This window comes from Actinoplanes auranticolor (assembly GCF_018332655.1).
In the GTDB taxonomy this organism is placed as follows: Bacteria; Actinomycetota; Actinomycetes; order Mycobacteriales; family Micromonosporaceae; genus Actinoplanes; species Actinoplanes auranticolor.
Map to the genome: position 1 here is coordinate 354,589 of NZ_BOQL01000021.1, position 17,213 is coordinate 371,801.

Consider the following 17,213-nt stretch of genomic DNA (forward strand, 5'->3'; position numbering starts at 1 on the left):
GTGGGATCAGGCAGCCGACCACCGCGAACGCCGCGCCGAGCACCAGCCGGCCCGGAGCACCCCAGCCCAGGGTGAGGCCGTGACCGCGGCCGGGGCGTACGCGGTCCGGGGAGAGTGCGTGAAGGTGTTGTGCGCGCGGCCGCGGGAGGGTCTGCGCGCCGCTACCGTCGCGGTCATGGAGAAGGTGGATGTCCTGGTCGTGGGGGCCGGCCTCGCCGGTCTGCACACCGCACGGCTGCTGGCGGCGCGCGGCTTCGACGTCCTCGTCGTCGACCGGCGCCGCACCCTCGGCGCGGGCATCCGGACCACCGGGATCTTCGTGCGCCGTACCCTCGAGGACTTCGCCCTGCCGGCCGGGCAGCTCGGTCCGGCGATCCGCCGAGTCCTGCTCTATCCGCCCTCGTTACGCGCACCGGTCGAGCTGGTCAGCGGGCGCGACGAGTTCCGCGTCGCCGACATGGCCGGCGTCTACGCCCACGCCCTGGCCGCGGCCCGGATCGCCGGGGCGCGGGTACGGCTCGGTGTCTCCTATCCCGTCGACGGAGTCGTGGCCCGCTTCACCATCGGCGCGGACGGTGTCCGGTCGACGGTCGCCCGCCGGCTCGGGCTCGACGTCAACCGGCAGGTCATCGTCGGGGTGGAGGAGGTGTTCCCGGTGGCCGGCGGCGGCGCCGAGCCGACGTTCCACTGTGTGCTCGACCCGCGGCTCGCCCCGGGATACCTGGCCTGGGTCGTCGACGACGGCCGGCATGCCCACGTCGGTCTGGCCGGGCGCCCGGACCGGCTCGCCGGCCCGCTGCCGGAGCTGGTGCGGACCTTCGGCCGGCGCTTCGGTGCGCTGCCCGCCGCGACCGGCCCGGTCCGGCGCCGCGGCGGGCCGATCCCGGTCGGCGGTGTGCTGCGCCGCCTGGTCTGCCCGCAGGGGCTGCTCGTCGGGGACGCGGCCGGGGCGGTGTCGCCGCTGACCGCCGGCGGCCTCGACCCGTGCCTGCGCATGGCTGAGCTGGCCGCCGCGGTGACCGGCGACTACCTGCGTACGGGGGACGTGTCGGTGTTGCGGCACTACGACGGAGCCGCGCTGCGCGCGCGTTTCCGGGTCCGGCTGCTGATGCGTCACGCCCTGTCGGCGGTACGGTCGCCGGCCCTCACCGAGGCCGCGTTCACCGCGTTGCGGACTCCGCCGGGGCGGGCCGCCGCCGCCCGGGTGCTGTTCGGCGACGGCTCGTTCCCCGACACCCCGCGCCGGCCCGGCCCCGCACACGGCGATGCCGGCGGGTCGCGGGGACCCACCGGCATCGTCGTGCGGAGCTGAGGCTCAGCTGGTCGGGAAGTTGTCCGGGGTCCGGATCCGGCTGCGCAGCATTGCACCCGATTCGGAGAGGACTCCGGTGCCCGCGTACGTGCCACCGGCGCACGTGCCGGCCCGGAACGCCGCGCTGCCCTCGCCGGCGTCGGAGTACGTCCAGTTCGCGTAACCGATCTTGAGGCGGTCGAGCAGGTCGAGCCAGGCCGTGCTGCTCGCCGTGTCGACGGCGCCGCCACCGGTGGCGCTCACCGTGCCGAACTCGGTCACGAACAGCGGCAGCGCGGCGGCCGCCCGCTCCAGTTCGGCGCGGTAGTTGTCCTTGTGCGACGCCGCGTAGAAGTGGAAGGCGTACATGATGTTGGTGGCCCGGACCGGGTTCGCGATGACCTCGCTCGAGCCGGAGCCGTCCGAGACGCCCAGCGAGGACCAGCCGCGGGTGCCGACGATGATCACGGCGTCCGGGTCGTTGGCGCGGATGACCGGGATGACCTGCTCGGCGTAGCTCTTGATGCCGGTCCAGCTCACACCGTTGGGCTCGTTCGCGATCTCGTAGATCACGTTCTTCTTGGCGGCGTTACGGGCGGAGACGGCGGCGAAGAAGGTCTTGGCCCGCTCCAGGTTGTGGTTGGGGTCGCCCGGCGTGAGGGTGTGGAAGTCGATCATCGCGTACATGCCGCGGGCCTCGGCCATGTCGACCAGGTTGTTGACCTGGCCGGTGAAGCCGGCCGGGTTGGTCTCGTAGCCGCCCTCCTGCACGTACATCGCGATCCGGAACAGGTCGGCCTGCCAGTCGTCGGCCAGCGCGTCCAGGGAGGCGTTGTTGTAGCAGTTGGCGAACCACTGCAGGCCGTGCGTGCTCATACCCCGCAGCTGGATCGGCCGGTTGTACTGGTTGCACAGGTTCACGCCGCAGACGTGCAGCTGACCGTTAATCGCCACCGGCGTCCGGCCGGCCGGCGCGGTGGTCGCCGGCGCGCTCGGCGTGGTGGTCCGGGTCGGCGTCGGGCCCACGGTCGGCGACGACGGCGTGCCCGAGCCGTCACAGGCGCGGCCGTTGACCAGGCAGGTGGTGGGCCGACCGGTGCCGTTGACGACCAGGCCGAACTCGGCCGACGCGCCCGCGGCGAGGGTGGCGTTCCAGCCGGCCGGGGTGAAGGTGTACGTGCCGCCGGAGTTCGCCTGGGTGGTGTTCCAGCTGTTGACCACCGTCGTCCCGGCGGGCAGGCTGAGCTCAACCCGCCAGGTGGAGATGGTCGCCGAGGTGTCGTTCTTGACCACCACGTTCGCCTGGTAGCCGGAGCTCCAGGAGTTCGTCACGGTGAACGCGGCGGTCTCCGCCGACGCCGGCATGGCGATCAGGGCCACCGCCGAGGCGGCGGCCACGATCCCGCCGGCCGCGAGGAGCTTGAGTCTGAGGCTGCGCATGAAGGGGACTCCGTCGGATCAGGGGGAGGACGGGCGCGTGGGAGCGCTCCCACGCCGGCCGACTGTAACCCTCCGGACCATGCGGCGCAATGTGGGTCGGGCTAGCCGAGGCCCAGCACGGGCCGGCACTGCTCCACGCCGATCACGTCGATGTCCGCACGGCGGATCCGCTCCCACGCTTCCCGGGTGAGCCGCCACCGTTGGATCTGCGCCGGCTCACCGCGGCGGGTGTCCCAGTCCGTGCCGTTCGGTTCGTAGCCCAGGGCCCGGGAGACGCGGTTGGACGCCTCGTTGTCGACGAAGGCGTCGCTGCCGGCCTCGCGGGCGCCGAGCCCGGCGAAGGCCAGATGCAGGACCGCCGCGCGCATCTCCTTGCCGAGCCCCTGTCCGCGGCGGCCCGGGGCGAGCCAGGAGAAGCTGGTCACCGTGCCGAACCAGGTGAAGTTCGTGCCGATCAGATCCTGCATGCCGACCGGTACCCCGTCGACCAGCACCGCGAAGTACAGCCGCCACGCATCCGGGCTCACCCGGGCGCGGCCGGCCCAGATGCCCCGCAGCCAGCGCCATTCGCGCTCCGGGCTGTCGGCGTAGAACGACATCGGATCGTCGAACGGCCACGGCGCGGCGTCGGCGATCCCGGCCCGCACCAGCGGCACGAGACGCTCAAGCAGGTCGTCGGACGCGCCGGCCAGCGTCAGGCGCGGGGTTCGGATCTCGAGATTCAGCGGGGGATAGGTGTGGGCCACGGCCGGACGGTAGCCAGGCCGCCGGGGTCGTCGCACCCGATATTGCTCAGCCCGGTCCGGTGAGGATGGCCGCGGCGAGCATCCGGCGGAGCCAGTCCTCGTAGCGCTCGGCCGGCCAGCCGCGGCCGGTCGTGCACAGCCGGTAGACCTCGGGTGCGGTCAGCAGCCACGCCTCGTCGGCCGCCAGGGCGGGATCGCACCCGGCGGGCAGGTGGCCGCCGGCGGCGAGGTGGCCCACGAAGGCGGTGACGCCGGCCAGGCGCTCCCGGTCCGTTTCCGCCGCGATCCCGGCGGCTTCGGCCCCGCCGGCGCTCAGGGCGGCGGCCACGGCCCCGAGCCGTTCGGAGACACCGCGGGCGATCCGGGCGTACGCCGCGATCTTGCGGAGCGGGTCCGGCTCGGCGAGCAGGGCCCGCACCTCGGGTCGCTCGCTCATCGGTACGGGCGCGTCGTCGCCGGCCAGGGTGACGTCGTACATCGCTTTGACCAGGCCGCGTTTGCCGCCGAAGGTCTTGTAGACGGTCTCCTGCGAGACGCCGGCGGCCTCGGCCACCGCGCGGATGGTCAGGCCCGCGTAGCCGTGCCGGAGCAGGCCCTCCCGGCAGGCGTCCAGGATCTCCGCCCGGCGCCGCCGGGCCTGCTCCTGGCGCCCGGAACTGTCGTAGGTGCGACGGGCAGGAGCGGGCGGGCGCGGCACGTCCCCATGCTACGGTCATTTCGATACAGTGATACTGTATCCAATGATCGGGAGGCCCGAGCATGGACTTCGCGCATGCCTACCTGCTCGCGCTGGCGGCGTTGACGGCCTACGTCGGCGGTGTCTCCGCGCTGACCACGCGGGTGAGCTACCCGCTCTACGCCGCTGTCCCGGCCGGGGCGTTCGTCGCCTATCACCGGCGGTACAGCCGGCAGATCCTTCCGGTGGTGATCGTCCCGGCGTTCACCAGCTTCGTCGCCTGTCTGGCTCTGCCGCTGGTCCGGCCGGCCGCCGTGCCGCTCTGGGTGGCGTCCCTGGTCGCCGCCGGCGGGCTGATCGGGTTGCTGGCCACCGTCACCGCGGCCGTCCCGTCGCATCTGCTGCTGCAACGCGACGGCTTCGCCGACGGGCCCTACCGCCGGCTGCGGATCGCGGACCGGATCAGGACGGCGGCCTGCGGGGGCAGCGCCGCCCTGCTCGTCTGGTGCGTGGCCCTGGCGTTCGCGGCCCGCTGAGCCGGGCCCGGCGCCGGGCGAGCCGGCTCTCGGGGGTCGTGACGCCCGGGGTGTCCCGGCGCCGGGCGATGAGTGCGTCGAGCGACCACGGGTCGGCGCCCAGGACGGCGATCGCGAGGAAGGCCCAGGCGTACAGCGCCGGGGTGGCGCCGCCGTTCTGGATCGGCAGGACGGCCTGCGGCTGGTGGACCACGAAGTACTCGGAAAGCGGCGAGGTAAAAGGCAATGACGTCGGTCAATACATGGGAGCGCTCCCGTCCTCTGGGACGAGGTGCCCGCGAAGCCGAAACTTCCAGACTGGAAGGCGATCACCGCCAGGAGGATCTGCGCAGGTAAAGCGCGCATTTAGCGAACAAATCCCCAAGGTTAAGCCCAGGTTAACATTGACATGCGTCGAATGGTGGTTTTAGTCTGCGGGCCAAGTTCCGGTCTTGTTCCGGAAGTTTCGTATCGTTCCGTTGCTCGGAGGAGGACCGGAGCATGTCCGCATTCGTCTTGCTCGGAGCCGAGGTGCTGGCCGTCACCGTGCTCGTGCTCGGGTTGTACTTCCCGCGGCACCGGCGCCGGGACCTGATGGTGGCCTACTTCGGTGTCAACATCGGGGTCCTGGCCGTGGCCGACGCGCTGCGCACGACCGGCGCCGGCGCCGGCCTGGGACTGGGGTTCGCGCTGTTCGGGGTGCTGTCCATCATCCGGCTGCGCTCCACCGAACTGGACCAGCACGAGGTCGCGTACTTCTTCTCCGCGCTCGCGCTCGGCCTGCTCGGCGCGCTCGACACCGCCTCGATCTGGCGCAACATCGCCTTGATGGGCCTGATCCTGCTGGTGATGGCGGTCGTCGACAACCGGCGGCTGTTCAGCCGGTACGAGCACCAGACCGTCGTGCTCGACTCCGTGGTCACCAACCGCGACGAGCTGATCGGCCTGCTGGAGCACCTGCTCGACGGCAAGGTGCACTCCGCGCGCCCGCTGCGGGTGGACCTGATCAACGACTCCACGGTGGTCGACGTCCGGTACTCCCGTACCTCCTCCCGGGCGGTCGCGCCGGTGAGCCCGGCCGCCTATGCGGCGCGACGGTGACCACGGCCATGGACTTCGCCGCTCTGGACACGCTGCCCCGGATCGGCCTGGCCGATCTGGAGGAGCGCGCCGCCCTGCAGACCCGGGTCGACCGCAAGTACGTCCTGGCCGTCGACGCCGCCGGCCTGCTGCTGGAGGCGCTCGCGCCGCACGCCGTGGTGCTGGAGATCAACGGGATCCGGCAGTTCGCCTACGAGTCCCTCTACTTCGACACTCCCGAGCTCAGCGGCTACCACCGGACCGCCCACCGGCACCGCCGCCGGTTCAAGGTCCGCACCCGCACGTACGTCGACTCCGGCAGTTGCTGGCTCGAGGTGAAGGTGCCCGGCCCGCGCGGCAGCACGGTCAAGTACCGCGCGCCGCACGATCGCGAGCAGCAGCACACCGTGGCCGCCGGGCGCGCCTTCGTCGACGAGGTGTTCGCCCGCCACGGGCTCCCGGCCGGCAGCCGCGTGGTCCTCGACTCCGCGCTGCGCACCGAATACCTGCGTTTCACGCTGCTGCTGCCCGACAACAACAGCCGGGTCACCGTCGACACCGCCCTGCGGTGGAGCACCGACGACGACCAGGTACGGCTGCCCGGGACGGTGATCGTGGAGACCAAGACCGGCTCGGCCGCCTCCCGCGCGGACCGGGAGCTGTGGCGCCGGGGCCACCGTCCCGTCGCCTTCTCCAAGTACGCCACCGGACTGGCCGCCCTCCGCACGGATCTTCCGGCGGCGCCCTGGCGGCGGGTGCTCCGGCGACACTTCACCGCTGCGAGAGAGGAACTGGTCCATGGCTAGGCGGATACCGAAGGTCCTCGGCGCGCTCATCGCCCTGTGCGTCGTCACCCCGATCGCCCTCACCGTCGGCGCCCGCGCCGAAGCGGGCCGCGCGCCGGACGCCCCCGCGCCGGTGGCCGCGGCGCCGGACGAGCTGACCGGCGACATCACGTTCTCCGTACCGAGCGGCACCTTCCAGGGCTCGGTCTCGGTCGCGCTGAGCACCACGATCGCCGGTGCCGAGATCCGGTACACCACGGATGGCCGGCCCCCGGCGGCGAGCTCGGCCGCCTATCCGGGCCGCGCGCTCAGTTTCTCCGCGACCACGCAGCTGCGGGCGCAGGCCTTCGTCAACGGTACGGCCACCGGCGCCCCCGGCACCGCGATGTACGTGGCCCGCTCGTTCGACGCCCAGCACGACCTGCCGCTGATGCTCATCGACGACTACGGCAAGGGCAAGCCCGGACGCGAGTACGTGGACGCTGCCGCCATGGTCTTCGACACCGCGGGTGGCCGTACCTCTCTCGCCGCGGCCCCGACCGTCGCCTCCCGGGCCGGTATCCACCTGCGCGGCCAGTCCTCGGCCATGTTCGACAAGGCGCCGTACCGGCTGGAGCTGCGCGACAACGCCGACGACGACGCCGATCTGCCCCTGCTGGGGATGCCGGCCGACTCCGACTGGGTGCTGCGCGGGCCGTTCAGCGACAAGTCGCTGATCCGCGAGGCGCTGGTCTACGACCTCGGCCGGGAGATGGGCATGGCGACGCAGCGCTACCGCTTCGTCGAGCTGTACCTCAACGTCGACTCAGCGCCGGTGGCCGCGGCCGACTACCAGGGCGTCTACATGCTGGTCGAGACGATCAAGAACAGCAAGGACCGGCTCGACCTCAAGCAGCTCAAGGAGGCCGACACCACCCTGCCCAAGATCTCCGGCGGCTACATCTTCAAGTTCGAGTGGCTGGCCGCCGAGGAACCCACCCTGACCTGTACGGGACCGGCCGCGACCTGCTGGAACTACCTCGAGGTCGAGGACCCGTCGCCGCTGAACGCGCAACAGAAGTCCTGGTTGACGCAGTATCTGCAGCAGTTCCACGACATGCTGCACAGTTCCCGCCTCGCTGATCCGCAGACCGGCTACCGCAGCTGGATCGACACGAAGTCCTGGGTCGACCTGGTGATCCTCAACGAGTTCAGCCGGGAGATGGACTCGTACCTGCGCAGCACCTACTTCTACAAGGACCGGGAGGGGCCGATCGTGGCCGGCCCGCTGTGGGACTACGACCTCACGTTCGGCACCGGCGGCTTCTTCGGCAACGAGCAGACCACCGGCTGGCAGCATCAGCAGACCCGCTCGCCGCAGGCCAACGACTGGTTCCAGATCCTGCTCACCGACCCCGCCTTCCAGAACGATCTCAAGGTCCGCTGGCAGGCGCTGCGCCGCGGCCTGCTCTCCGACGCCTCGCTCAACGCCCGCGTCGACGCGCTCAGCGCCCCGCTGACCGCGGCGGCCCAGCGCAACTTCCAGCGGTGGCCCAACCTGAGCTCCCGCATGGTCGGGCCGTTCGTCACCGACACCGCCGCGACCTGGGCCGGCCAGGTCCAGGTCATGCGCAGCTGGATGATCCGGCGCGCCGCCTGGCTCGACGGCCCGACCGCCTGGGGCGGCGCCACCACCTCACCGTCACCGTCGACCCCGGCCCCGTCCAACCCGGTGCCGTCGACGCCGGTGCCGACCACGCCGCCGCCGGCCGCCGGCGGCTGCACCGCGGCCTACACCTCGGCCGGTCAGTGGGCCGGCGGCTTCCAGGGTGAGGTACGGGTCAGCGCCGGAACCGCCGCCATCAGAGGCTGGACCGTCACCCTCACCTTCGCCGACGGCCAACGGGTCAGCCAGGTCTGGAACGCGGTGCTGGCCACCAGCGGTGCCGCGGTGACCGCCCGCAACGAGAGCTACAACGGCGCGCTCGCCGCCGGGGCCGGCACCACCTTCGGCTTCGTCGGCACCTGGACCGGCACCAACACACCGCCGGTGGTGACCTGCACCGCGACGTGAGCGGCCCGCCCACCGCCTACCATCGCGGGCATGGCGGACCTGCGTGACCTCACCACGAGGCTGATCGACGACGTGTGGAACGGTGCCCGCGAGGAATCGGTGTACGAGCTGGTCGACGCCCGGTACACCGGCGACACCGGCGACGGGCCGGAGGGATACCTCGCGTGGCACCGTGACCGGCGCAGCTCCTTCCCGGACCAGCGGTTCGAGATCGTGCAGGTGCTGGTCGACGGGGACGACGTGGCGGTGCGGTGGCGGGGCACCGGCACCCAGCACGGCCGGTTCGGGCCTGTCCCGGCGACCGGCCGTGCTGTCGACTACCAGGGCGCGTCGTTCATGCGTTTCGCCGACGGCAAGGTGGTCGCCAACTGGTCGGTGAACGAGCTGTTCACCGTCCTGCAACAGCTCGGCGTCGACGTCACCCCGCCGGCGGGTTAGACCTGCGCCGCCCGGCTCATGATGCGGCCGATGTTGTCGGGCGCGAAGAACTCCGCCGGGGGCGTGGCGCCCGAGTTCACCCGGGCGAAGGCGTCCATCGCCTCCTGGTTGCCCTGCACGGCCGTGAGCAGCTGCACCATCTGCGGGTCCGGGGGCTGCAGCGAGGCGATCTGCGCGGTCATCTCGTACATCGGCAGCACCCGTTCGTCGCGGGTGGTCCAGTAGTCGCCCATCGCCTCGGCGTACCGCCGCGCGCCGCCCAGCGCCTGGTCCAGCGCGCCCGCGCAGAGCTCCGCGTCGTGGAAGGCGTCGGTGATGCCCTGGGCGGTGATGAAGTCCCGGTTGTAGCCGGCGTCGCCGACCAGGGCCCAGCCCGGACCGAACGGGGTGCGGAAATAGTTGGGCACCGAGGTGCCGACGAACCGGCTCTCCCGCTTGGCGTCCCCGAGCCGCTCGGCGAAAGCGGGCGCCAGCGCGAACGTCTCCCGCAGGGTGCCCTCGATGTCGTTGCGGTGCTCGGCCAGTTCGGCGTACGGCCAGCCGCCGATGACCATGGTGAGATCGTCGTGGGTGGGGCAGACCGCCCAGCCGCGCCCGGTCCGGCTGTAGATCTCGAACGTGCCGTCGGTCGGCAGGTTGCTCCAGTACGAGTAATAGCCGCAGGTCAGCGGCGGGATCTCGTGATACTGCCGGGGCTGCACGGCCTTGGCGACCACGGAGTTGCGACCGTCGGCCCCGACCACCACCCGGGCCCGCTCCACCACGGGCGAACCGCCGGCGTCACGCCCGCGGATCTCGGCCGGCTCACCGTCGGCGACCCGCACCTCCTCCACGGTGAACCCCTCGCGAACCTCCGCGCCGGCAGCGGCGGCGGCATCGAGCAGGATCTTGTCGAGCACCGTGCGCCGCGGCGCGTACGCCACGGGGGACTGCTCGGTCCCGGGCGCCCCGGCCAGCCTGACCGCCCCGAAATCGAAGGTGTACCGCGAGATCGGCGGGCATCCCGTGGCGGTGACCTGCTCCAGCAGCCCCCATCGGCGCAGCGCGTCGACGCCCGGCGGATGGATGAAATGGGTCGACACGGTGTCGCTCGGGAACGTCGCCCGGTCCACCACGAGCACCCGGTAGCCCCGGCGGGCCAGCAGCATCGCGACGGGTGAACCCGCACAGCGGGCACCGACCACGATCACGTCGTACGTCTGATCCGGCATCTGTGTCCTCCTCCGGATCATCATGCTGGGCGGCTCCGCCCATTGTCGACAGACACCCGGCGCGATCCGGCTAGGACACCGAGAGCTCGACGATCCGGGACTGGTCGTTCAGGCCGTTGGCGGCGTGGGTGACGATGCGCAGGGCGCCGGTGCGCTGCCTCGGGAACGTGCTGGTCACCGTCACGGCGGTGTTGCCGCGGACCGCGGCGACGGTGCGCCAGCCGGCGGCGGTGGCGAGCTGGACGTCCCAGTCGCGCAGGCCGTACCGCGCGGTGGGGAACTGCGCCGAGCCGACGGTGGTGAGAGTGACGCGGGCCGGCTGCCGGGGGCCGGACCAGGTGAGCTCGTACCAGTCGGGCCACTGCCGGCCGGTGCCGTCCGCCCAGCCGGTGCCGTGGCCCCAGTGGGCCGGGTCGGCGTCGCCGTCGACCGCGCCGCACACCGGGAAACCGGTCCGCGACGACGAGGCGCTGACCCGCACCGCGGAACGGGCCAGGTCGGCGGACGGCCGGGCCGGTGAGACCACGACCGGTACGGCCACCCGGTGTTCACCGCTGGTCACGCTGACGGTGTAGGTGCCGGTGGGAGTTCCGGCCGGGGCGCTGACCGCGACCGGCACGGTACGGGTGTAACCGGCCGGCAGCCACGTCGAGATCAGCCGGCGGGGCAGGTGCAGTGCCGCGGGGGCGGTCAGGACGGCGTCGGCGTAGACCGGGGCCGGACCGCGGTTGGTCAGCCGTACCCGCAGCTCTCCGCCGTTGCACTGTCCGGTGATCGGCAGCGTGGCGCGGTCGACCGACAGCCGTACGCCGCTGCGGGACGGGCCGGCGGTGGCGGGCGCCGGGCCGCACAGTGCGGTGGCGGCGATGACGAGCAGGGCAGCGGCACGGTGGGCCCGGGTGCGGTCCATGGTTGTCCCTCAGGCCGGGCTCAGGCCCGGGCGGTCGCGGTCGGATACGAACGAGGCGCGGGTGGTGATGGGGGCGCCGGGCCGGTTGACGAACGGCAGCGTCCGGTAGTCGGCGCGCAGGGTGCTGCGGGTCAGCGTGCAGCGCACGTAGCCGCGCTGGGCGTTGGCGAAGAGCAGGTGCGGGCTGTCGCGGCGCTGCTGGTCCAGCCGCGGGGTGCTGTCCGTACCGTTGCCGCCGCTGGAGACGGACGTGCCGACCAGCTCCACCGCCACGGCCGGCGCCGACGGCCGGCCGAAGTCCGGGCGCAGGTCGGCCGCGTAGTTGATGTGGACGTCACCGGTGAGCACCACGGTGCCGGGCACCCGGGCGGCCGTCGCCAGGACCTTGCGGCGGTCGGCCGCATAACCGTCCCACTTGTCCATGTCGAGCAGGGCCGGATCCCCGCCGTAGCGGCACTCGGCCATCATCATCTGCTGCGCCAGGATGGTCCAGCGGGTGCCCGACCGGTTCATGCCGTCGAGCAGCCAGCCGCGCTGGGCATCTCCCAGCACGCTGCGCCGCGGGTCGTCGCGGTCCGCGCAACCGGCCCGCAGCCCGTCTCCGCAGGCCTGGTCGGAGCGGTACTGCCGGGTGTCCAGGACGTGCGCCTCGGCGAGATCGCCGAACCGCAGCCGGCGGTGCAGCCGCATGCCCGCGCCGGACGGTTGCTGCGGGCGGCGCAGGGGCTGGTTCTCCCAGTACGCGCGGTAGGCGTTGGCCCGCTGCACGAGGAAGTCCCGGGCCGGGATGTCGAAGCGGGGCACCCCGGCGGCGTAGTTGTCCTGGACCTCGTGGTCGTCCCAGGTGAGCACCCAGGGGAAGGCGGCGTGCGCGGCCTGCAGGTCCGGGTCCGAGCGGTACAGCGCGTACCGCATCCGGTAGAGGTCGAGGGTGTCGACCGGCAGTTCGAAGGCGTCCGGCAGGCGGAGTGCGGGGTCGAACCGGTTGCCGCCCACGCTGGTGACGGCGTTCTCGTAGATGTAGTCGCCGAGGAAGAAGACCACGTCGAGATCCTCCGCGGCCAGGTGCCGGTAGGCGCTGAAGTACCCGTCGGTGTAGGCCTGGCAGGACGCGACCGCGAAGCGCAGCGCCCGCGGCGACGCGGAGACCGCGGGTGCGGTGCGGGTACGACCGGTCGGGCTCAGATGCCCGCCGGTGCGGAAGCGGTAGTAGTAGTCGTGACCGGGCCGCAGGCCGCGCACGTCGACGTGGACCGAGTGCCCGTATTCCGCCCGTGCGGTCGCCGTGCCGGCGCGCACCACCCGCCGGAAGGCCGGGTCCGCGGCGATCTGCCACTGCACCGGGTAGCCGGCGAACGGCAGCCCGCCCAGGGGTTCCAGCGGCCGCGGCGCCAGCCTGGTCCACAGCACCACGCCGTCCGGGAGCGGATCGCCCGAGGCGACCCCGAGGGTGAAAGGGTCGCTCCGGGGTGCCGCGGCGGCCATCGCCGTCCGGGTGGTGACCGGGGCGAGCGCTACGGCCAGCGCGGCGCCGCCGAGGGCGAACAGGCCGCGGCGGGGCAACGCGCCGATCCGGACGGCGGGTGCGGGCCGGTGCGGTGGCAGCATGGCGGCTCCTTGCGGCGGCTGGGCGTGATCACCAGCTCAACCGCGCCGGGCCTCCCGCGGATACGCCCCCGGCCCGTCCCCGGCCCGCAGCCGCTGGACGCGCGCCCGCAGTGCCCGCTGGAGCAGCACGGGACAGCCGTGCAGGAGCACGGTCAGGCCGGACAGCCAGGCGACGGCGTCCCAGGCTCCGGCCCCGGCTGCCACGGCGGAGACCGCGGTCACCAGGACGGCGACCACGAGGTGACCGAGTTCCGAGGTCCGCGTCTGCCGGTCCAGGGCGGCGAGCGAGGCCCGGGTGCCGGTGAACGTACGGCCGCCGCGCATCAGCCGCTCCCAGCCGATCGCCCGCAGCAGCCGCAGGTACCACCACGCCCCCAGCCGGCGGTACACGGCCGGCTCCCGGTCGCGTACCCGGAACCAGGAGCCGTCCAGCCGCGGCCGCGCGGCGTCCAGGACGCCGGAGATCCACGCCATCAGCAGGAAGTGCAGCACCCAGGCGAAGGCCGGTCCGCGGAAGCCGAGCGCGGCGCCCGTGGCCCAGGCGACGCCCGCCACGCCGGCCCCGCCGCCCACGGCCACGACGGCCGCGCGCGGCCCGGGCCCTGCAGTGACCCGGGCCGTGATCGGCCCGACCGGCCTCAGTCGTCGTCCCCGTCGTCGTCGTCGCCGTCGTCCTGCTCGCCGCCGGGGCAGCCGGTGAGGGTCAGCAGCCCGCCCACGGCGCCGGCCGCCAGCAGTGCCCGGCCGAAGAAGGCGCGTCGGCCCATCGCGCCGCCGGTGCCCGGGTCGTCCCGCGTGTCCTTCGCTGTGTCATCCATGGCGGCATTGTCGCAGCGTCCCGGTCCGGGCGGGAAGTCCTGCGCGGGGATCCCCCGACCGGACACGATCGCGGTGCGGCACATCCCGGTGTCACATGCGCGGCCCCGGCGGTGCTCTGTAGATGTGGAGCAAGATGTGGAGCAGCTGGTGAGGCCCGGCGAGAAGCCGCCCCTCGACGGCCACGGCGGGACGGTCCGGCGGGCCGGGCGGAAGGGCGGCGCGACAGTGCGGACTCCTGCGGTACGAGGGGCCGTGCGAGCCGACCTCGAACAGGTCTTCCGCAGCGCGTACCCGCGGGTGGTGGCCGTCGCCGCCCGGGTGCTCGGTTCCCGGGACGAGGCCGAGGACGTGGCGCAGGAGGTGTTCCTGACCTTCGGGCGCTCCGCGGTGCCGGCCGGGGAGGCGGTGGGCTGGTTGTCCGTCGCCGCGGCGCACACCGCGCTCAACCACTTGCGGTCCAGCCGGCGCCGCGCCGCCCGGGAGGAGGCCGCCGGGGACGACGGGGCCGTCGGACCGGATGTCGCCGACACCGTCGTGACCCTGGAAGAGCGCCGCCGGGTGCGCGCGGCGCTGGCCCGGCTCCCTCGCAAGCACGCCGTGGCCCTGGTGCTGCGGCACAGCGGTCTGAGCTACGCCGAGGTGGCGGCCGCCCTGGACCTTTCCCCCGGCAGCGTGGGCACCACCGTGCGACGCGCCGAAACCGCCCTACGCAAGGAGTTGAACCGTCATGCGTCATCCGACTGACGGCACGCTGCGCCGGCTCCTGGACGAGCCGGCCGGTGTCGCCGACGCCGACCGCGAGCACATCGCCGGTTGCCCGGTGTGCCGGACCGGGCTCGCTGCCGCCGAGCAGGACGCCGCGCTCACCCGCGCGGCCCTGGACGTCGACGTCCCCGTGGACGTCGACGCGGGGTGGTCCCGCCTGTCGCAGGCGGTCGCGGTCGACCGGCCGCGGCGGCAGCCGGCCGCGGCCTCCCGGTGGCGATCAGCGCTGCGCAAGCCGGTGGTCGCCGCCTTCGCCGCCGTCGCCCTGCTGGGCGGGGCCAGCGCCGCGGCCGCGGCCGACTGGCTGGAGATCTTCCGCACCGAGCAGATCGCCCCGGTCACGCTCACCCAGGCCGACCTCGTCGCCCTGCCCGACCTGGACGCGTACGGCAAGGTCGAGATCACCCAGGAGGTGAAGGTCCGGCCGGTCGCCGACGCCGACGCCGCGGAGCAGGCCTCCGGGCTCGCCGTCCCGCGGGTGCGGGAGCTGCCCCGCGGCGTGACGGGGCAACCGGCGTACCAGGTCGGTGGCCGGGTCAACGCGGTGTTCACCTTCTCCGTCGAGAAGGCCACGCAGGCCGCCGCGGCAGCGGGCAAGAGCCTGCCGCCACCGCCCACCGGCCTCGACGGCAGCCAGTTCCGGTTGAGTGCCGGGCCCGGCGTGGCCGGGGTGTGGTCGGAGGCCCGCGGCATACCGGCGTTGATCGTCGCCCGCGTCGTCGCACCCACCGCCTACTCCGCGGGGATCCCGTTCCGGACGGCCGTGGACTACCTGCTGTCGCTGCCGGGTCTGCCCGAGAGCGTCAAGTCGCAGCTGCGCGGCTACACCGGTGACGCCACGACGTTGCCGCTGCCCGTGAACTCGCAGTACCTGACCAGTTCGGCCACCGACGTCGGGGGTACGCCGGCCACGGTGCTGGCCTCCCGGGACGGCCTGGTCACGGCCGTGGTCTGGGTCCAGGACGGGGTCGTCACCGCGGTGGCCGGCTCGCTGAGCGCCGACGAGGTGGTCTCGGTGGCCCGCGGGCTGGAGCAGCGGTGAGCACCGACCCCACGGTCCTCGCTGAGGCGGCCGCGCCCGACGCGGAGCGGCTGCTCGCCGACCTGCCGCCGACGCCGGCGGTGTGGTGCTCCGGCCTGCGCAAGCGTTACCGCAAGCAGACCGCCGTCGACGACGTGTCCTTCACAGTGGGCCGGGGCGAGGTGCTCGGCCTGCTGGGTCCCAACGGTGCCGGCAAGACCAGCGTCATCAAGATCCTGCTCGGCCTGGTCCGGCCGGACGCGGGGGAGGTGCTGCTGCTCGGCCGCCCGGGTACGGACCCGCAGGCCCGCGCCCGCGTCGGCTACCTGCCCGAGCTCTTCCGCTACCAGCCCTGGCTCACCGCCGCCGAGGTGCTCGCCCTGCACGTCCGGCTCGCCGGTGCCGCGGTGCCGGCCCGGGAACAGCGCGAGAGCCTGGCCCTGGTCGGCCTGACCGACCGCGCCGGCGACCGGGTCGGCGGCTTCTCCAAGGGCATGCAGCAACGCCTCGGGCTGGCCGTCGCCCTGGTCGCCCGCCCCGAGCTGGTCCTGCTCGACGAGCCGACGAGCGCCCTGGACCCGATCGGCCGGGCCGACGTGCGGGACCTGTTGCTGTCGCTCAAGGAGCGCCGGGTCGCCGTGCTGCTCAACTCGCACCTCATCGGCGAGGTCGAGCGGGTCTGCGACCGGGTCGTCATCCTCGACAAGGGCCGGGTCGCAGCCTCCGGCACCCTCGCCGAGCTGCTCGGTCAGCGGGAGCTGCGGTTGCGGCTGGACGAGGTGAGCGCGGAGGCGGAGGCCCGGCTGGCCGCCGCCGGACAGCTGACCCACAGCGGTGACTCGTACACGGTCACGCTGCCCGCCGACCAGAGCGCCACGATGGTGCCCGACCTGGTGGCGGAACTGGTCCGGCTCGGGGTCCGCGTGCACGCCGTCGAGCCGGCCCGGATCAGCCTGGAGGAACGACTGCTGGACATCCTGCGCGCCGGCACCGGAGGGGACCGATGATCGCCCGTACCGTCCTGACCCTGGCCGTCCTCACGCTGCAGGAGGCCCTGCGCCGGCGGGTGCTGCGCTCGCTCGTCGTGATGACGGTCGTGCTGCTCTCGCTGAGCGCCTGGGGGTTCTACCGGCTGGACTCGGAGTTCGGCACGCTCACCAGCGGGGAGGCCCGGCTCGCCGCGTCCACCGTGCTCAACCTGGTGATGTTCGGCCTGAGCCTGATCGCCGCGCTCGGTACGGCGTTCCTGGCCGGCCCCACCCTGGCCGGGGAGATCGAGTCCGGCATCGCGCTGGCCGTCATGACCCGGCCGGTACGCCGCTCGGCCGTTCTGCTCGGCAAGTGGCTCGGCCTGGTCGCCTTCGGCAGTGGCTTCGTCATCGTGGCCGGCCTCGGACAGCTCCTCATCGTCCGGATCACGGTGGGTTACTGGCCCCCGCAACCGGCCACCGGACTGGCGCTGCTCGCCGCGCAGACCACGGTGCTGCTGACCCTGGGCCTGCTGCTGTCCACCGTGATCTCCCCGATGGCGTCGGGCATCGTGGCGGTCGGCCTCTTCGGCGCCACCTGGATCGCCGGCGTGGTCGGCATGGTGGGGGAGGCGTTCGGCAACGACGGCATGGCCGGTGTCGGCACCGTCTCCCGGATGCTGCTGCCGACCGACGGCCTGTGGCGCGGGGCGATGCACGCGTTCCAGCACCCGGGCCTGTCGCAGTTCCCCGCGTTCGAGGACTCGCCGTTCCTCAGCATGGCCCCGCTCACCGCGACCTACCTGGCCTGGGCCGCGCTGTGGGTGGCGGTCGTCCTCGGCCTGTCCGCCCTGGCCTTCCAGCGCCGCGACCTGTGAAACGGCGCT

18 protein-coding genes are annotated in these 17,213 nt (G+C 73.2%); 10 read left to right on the forward strand and 8 right to left on the reverse strand.

What is annotated here, in order from left to right; translation table 11 throughout:
• Positions 1-79 precede the first annotated feature (79 nt).
• Positions 80-1,312 carry an FAD-dependent oxidoreductase gene (locus Aau02nite_RS13290; protein ID WP_246595100.1) on the forward strand — a complete coding sequence of 411 codons (1,233 nt, stop codon included), beginning with the start codon at positions 80-82 and terminating at the stop codon, positions 1,310-1,312.
• A 3-nt stretch (positions 1,313-1,315) separates the two neighbouring features.
• Here the strand turns inward: Aau02nite_RS13290 and Aau02nite_RS13295 are convergent, their stop codons facing one another.
• The 3 genes from Aau02nite_RS13295 to Aau02nite_RS13305 form a co-directional block, all read right to left on the reverse strand.
• Positions 1,316-2,731 carry a cellulase family glycosylhydrolase gene (locus Aau02nite_RS13295; RefSeq protein WP_212988679.1) on the reverse strand — a complete coding sequence of 472 codons (1,416 nt, stop codon included), beginning with the start codon at positions 2,729-2,731 and terminating at the stop codon, positions 1,316-1,318.
• A gap of 101 nt (positions 2,732-2,832) precedes the next feature.
• Positions 2,833-3,477, reverse strand: coding sequence for a GNAT family N-acetyltransferase (locus Aau02nite_RS13300; protein WP_212988680.1), 645 nt, complete (start codon positions 3,475-3,477; stop codon positions 2,833-2,835).
• A gap of 46 nt (positions 3,478-3,523) precedes the next feature.
• Positions 3,524-4,174, reverse strand: a complete 651-nt coding sequence (locus Aau02nite_RS13305; protein ID WP_212988681.1) for a TetR/AcrR family transcriptional regulator — start codon at positions 4,172-4,174, stop codon at positions 3,524-3,526.
• Positions 4,175-4,236: 62 nt separating this feature from the next.
• Here Aau02nite_RS13305 and Aau02nite_RS13310 point away from each other — a divergent pair, with 62 nt between their 5' ends.
• The 5 genes from Aau02nite_RS13310 (at position 4,237) to Aau02nite_RS13330 (ending at position 9,024) form a co-directional block, all read left to right on the forward strand.
• On the forward strand, positions 4,237-4,689 hold the full coding sequence (locus tag Aau02nite_RS13310) for a hypothetical protein (protein ID WP_212988682.1): 453 nt from the start codon (positions 4,237-4,239) through the stop codon (positions 4,687-4,689).
• Positions 4,690-5,169: 480 nt separating this feature from the next.
• Positions 5,170-5,769, forward strand: coding sequence for a DUF4956 domain-containing protein (locus Aau02nite_RS13315; RefSeq protein WP_212988683.1), 600 nt, complete (start codon positions 5,170-5,172; stop codon positions 5,767-5,769).
• Positions 5,766-6,554, forward strand: coding sequence for a polyphosphate polymerase domain-containing protein (locus Aau02nite_RS13320; RefSeq protein ID WP_246595101.1), 789 nt, complete (start codon positions 5,766-5,768; stop codon positions 6,552-6,554). The genes Aau02nite_RS13315 and Aau02nite_RS13320 overlap by 4 nt, the downstream gene beginning before the upstream one ends.
• The gene (locus Aau02nite_RS13325) at positions 6,547-8,586 is read left to right on the forward strand and encodes a CotH kinase family protein (RefSeq protein WP_212988684.1); all 2,040 of its coding nucleotides are present in this window, start codon (positions 6,547-6,549) and stop codon (positions 8,584-8,586) included. Before Aau02nite_RS13320 ends, Aau02nite_RS13325 begins: the two co-directional genes overlap by 8 nt.
• A gap of 30 nt (positions 8,587-8,616) precedes the next feature.
• Entirely contained in the window at positions 8,617-9,024 is a 408-nt protein-coding gene (locus Aau02nite_RS13330) for an ester cyclase (protein WP_212988685.1), read from the forward strand.
• On the opposite strand, the gene Aau02nite_RS13335 is transcribed toward Aau02nite_RS13330, so the two are convergent.
• From Aau02nite_RS13335 to Aau02nite_RS13355, 5 genes are all read right to left on the reverse strand, one after another.
• Positions 9,021-10,235, reverse strand: coding sequence for an NAD(P)/FAD-dependent oxidoreductase (locus Aau02nite_RS13335; RefSeq protein WP_246595102.1), 1,215 nt, complete (start codon positions 10,233-10,235; stop codon positions 9,021-9,023). The genes Aau02nite_RS13330 and Aau02nite_RS13335 overlap by 4 nt on opposite strands.
• A gap of 70 nt (positions 10,236-10,305) precedes the next feature.
• A complete protein-coding gene (locus Aau02nite_RS13340) occupies positions 10,306-11,145 on the reverse strand; it encodes a COG1361 family protein (protein ID WP_212988686.1) in 840 nt (279 codons plus the stop codon).
• A gap of 9 nt (positions 11,146-11,154) precedes the next feature.
• Positions 11,155-12,753 (reverse strand): alkaline phosphatase D family protein, encoded by a 1,599-nt coding sequence (locus Aau02nite_RS13345; RefSeq protein WP_246595103.1) that lies wholly within the window; start codon positions 12,751-12,753, stop codon positions 11,155-11,157.
• A 36-nt stretch (positions 12,754-12,789) separates the two neighbouring features.
• The gene (locus Aau02nite_RS13350) at positions 12,790-13,332 is read right to left on the reverse strand and encodes a glycosyl-4,4'-diaponeurosporenoate acyltransferase CrtO family protein (protein ID WP_212988687.1); all 543 of its coding nucleotides are present in this window, start codon (positions 13,330-13,332) and stop codon (positions 12,790-12,792) included.
• Between the two features lie 59 nt (positions 13,333-13,391).
• On the reverse strand, positions 13,392-13,571 hold the full coding sequence (locus Aau02nite_RS13355; RefSeq protein ID WP_212988688.1) for a hypothetical protein: 180 nt from the start codon (positions 13,569-13,571) through the stop codon (positions 13,392-13,394).
• Between the two features lie 253 nt (positions 13,572-13,824).
• Between Aau02nite_RS13355 and Aau02nite_RS13360 the strand changes: the two genes are divergently transcribed.
• The 4 genes from Aau02nite_RS13360 to Aau02nite_RS13375 are packed head-to-tail and all read left to right on the forward strand — an operon-like array spanning position 13,825 to position 17,204.
• The gene (locus tag Aau02nite_RS13360) at positions 13,825-14,316 is read left to right on the forward strand and encodes an RNA polymerase sigma factor (protein WP_246595104.1); all 492 of its coding nucleotides are present in this window, start codon (positions 13,825-13,827) and stop codon (positions 14,314-14,316) included.
• A complete protein-coding gene (locus Aau02nite_RS13365) occupies positions 14,300-15,379 on the forward strand; it encodes a hypothetical protein (protein ID WP_212988690.1) in 1,080 nt (359 codons plus the stop codon). The genes Aau02nite_RS13360 and Aau02nite_RS13365 overlap by 17 nt, the downstream gene beginning before the upstream one ends.
• Positions 15,376-16,365, forward strand: coding sequence for an ABC transporter ATP-binding protein (locus tag Aau02nite_RS13370; RefSeq protein WP_212988691.1), 990 nt, complete (start codon positions 15,376-15,378; stop codon positions 16,363-16,365). The genes Aau02nite_RS13365 and Aau02nite_RS13370 overlap by 4 nt, the downstream gene beginning before the upstream one ends.
• A complete protein-coding gene (locus Aau02nite_RS13375) occupies positions 16,362-17,204 on the forward strand; it encodes an ABC transporter permease (RefSeq protein ID WP_212988692.1) in 843 nt (280 codons plus the stop codon). The genes Aau02nite_RS13370 and Aau02nite_RS13375 overlap by 4 nt, the downstream gene beginning before the upstream one ends.
• Positions 17,205-17,213: the final 9 nt, after the last annotated feature.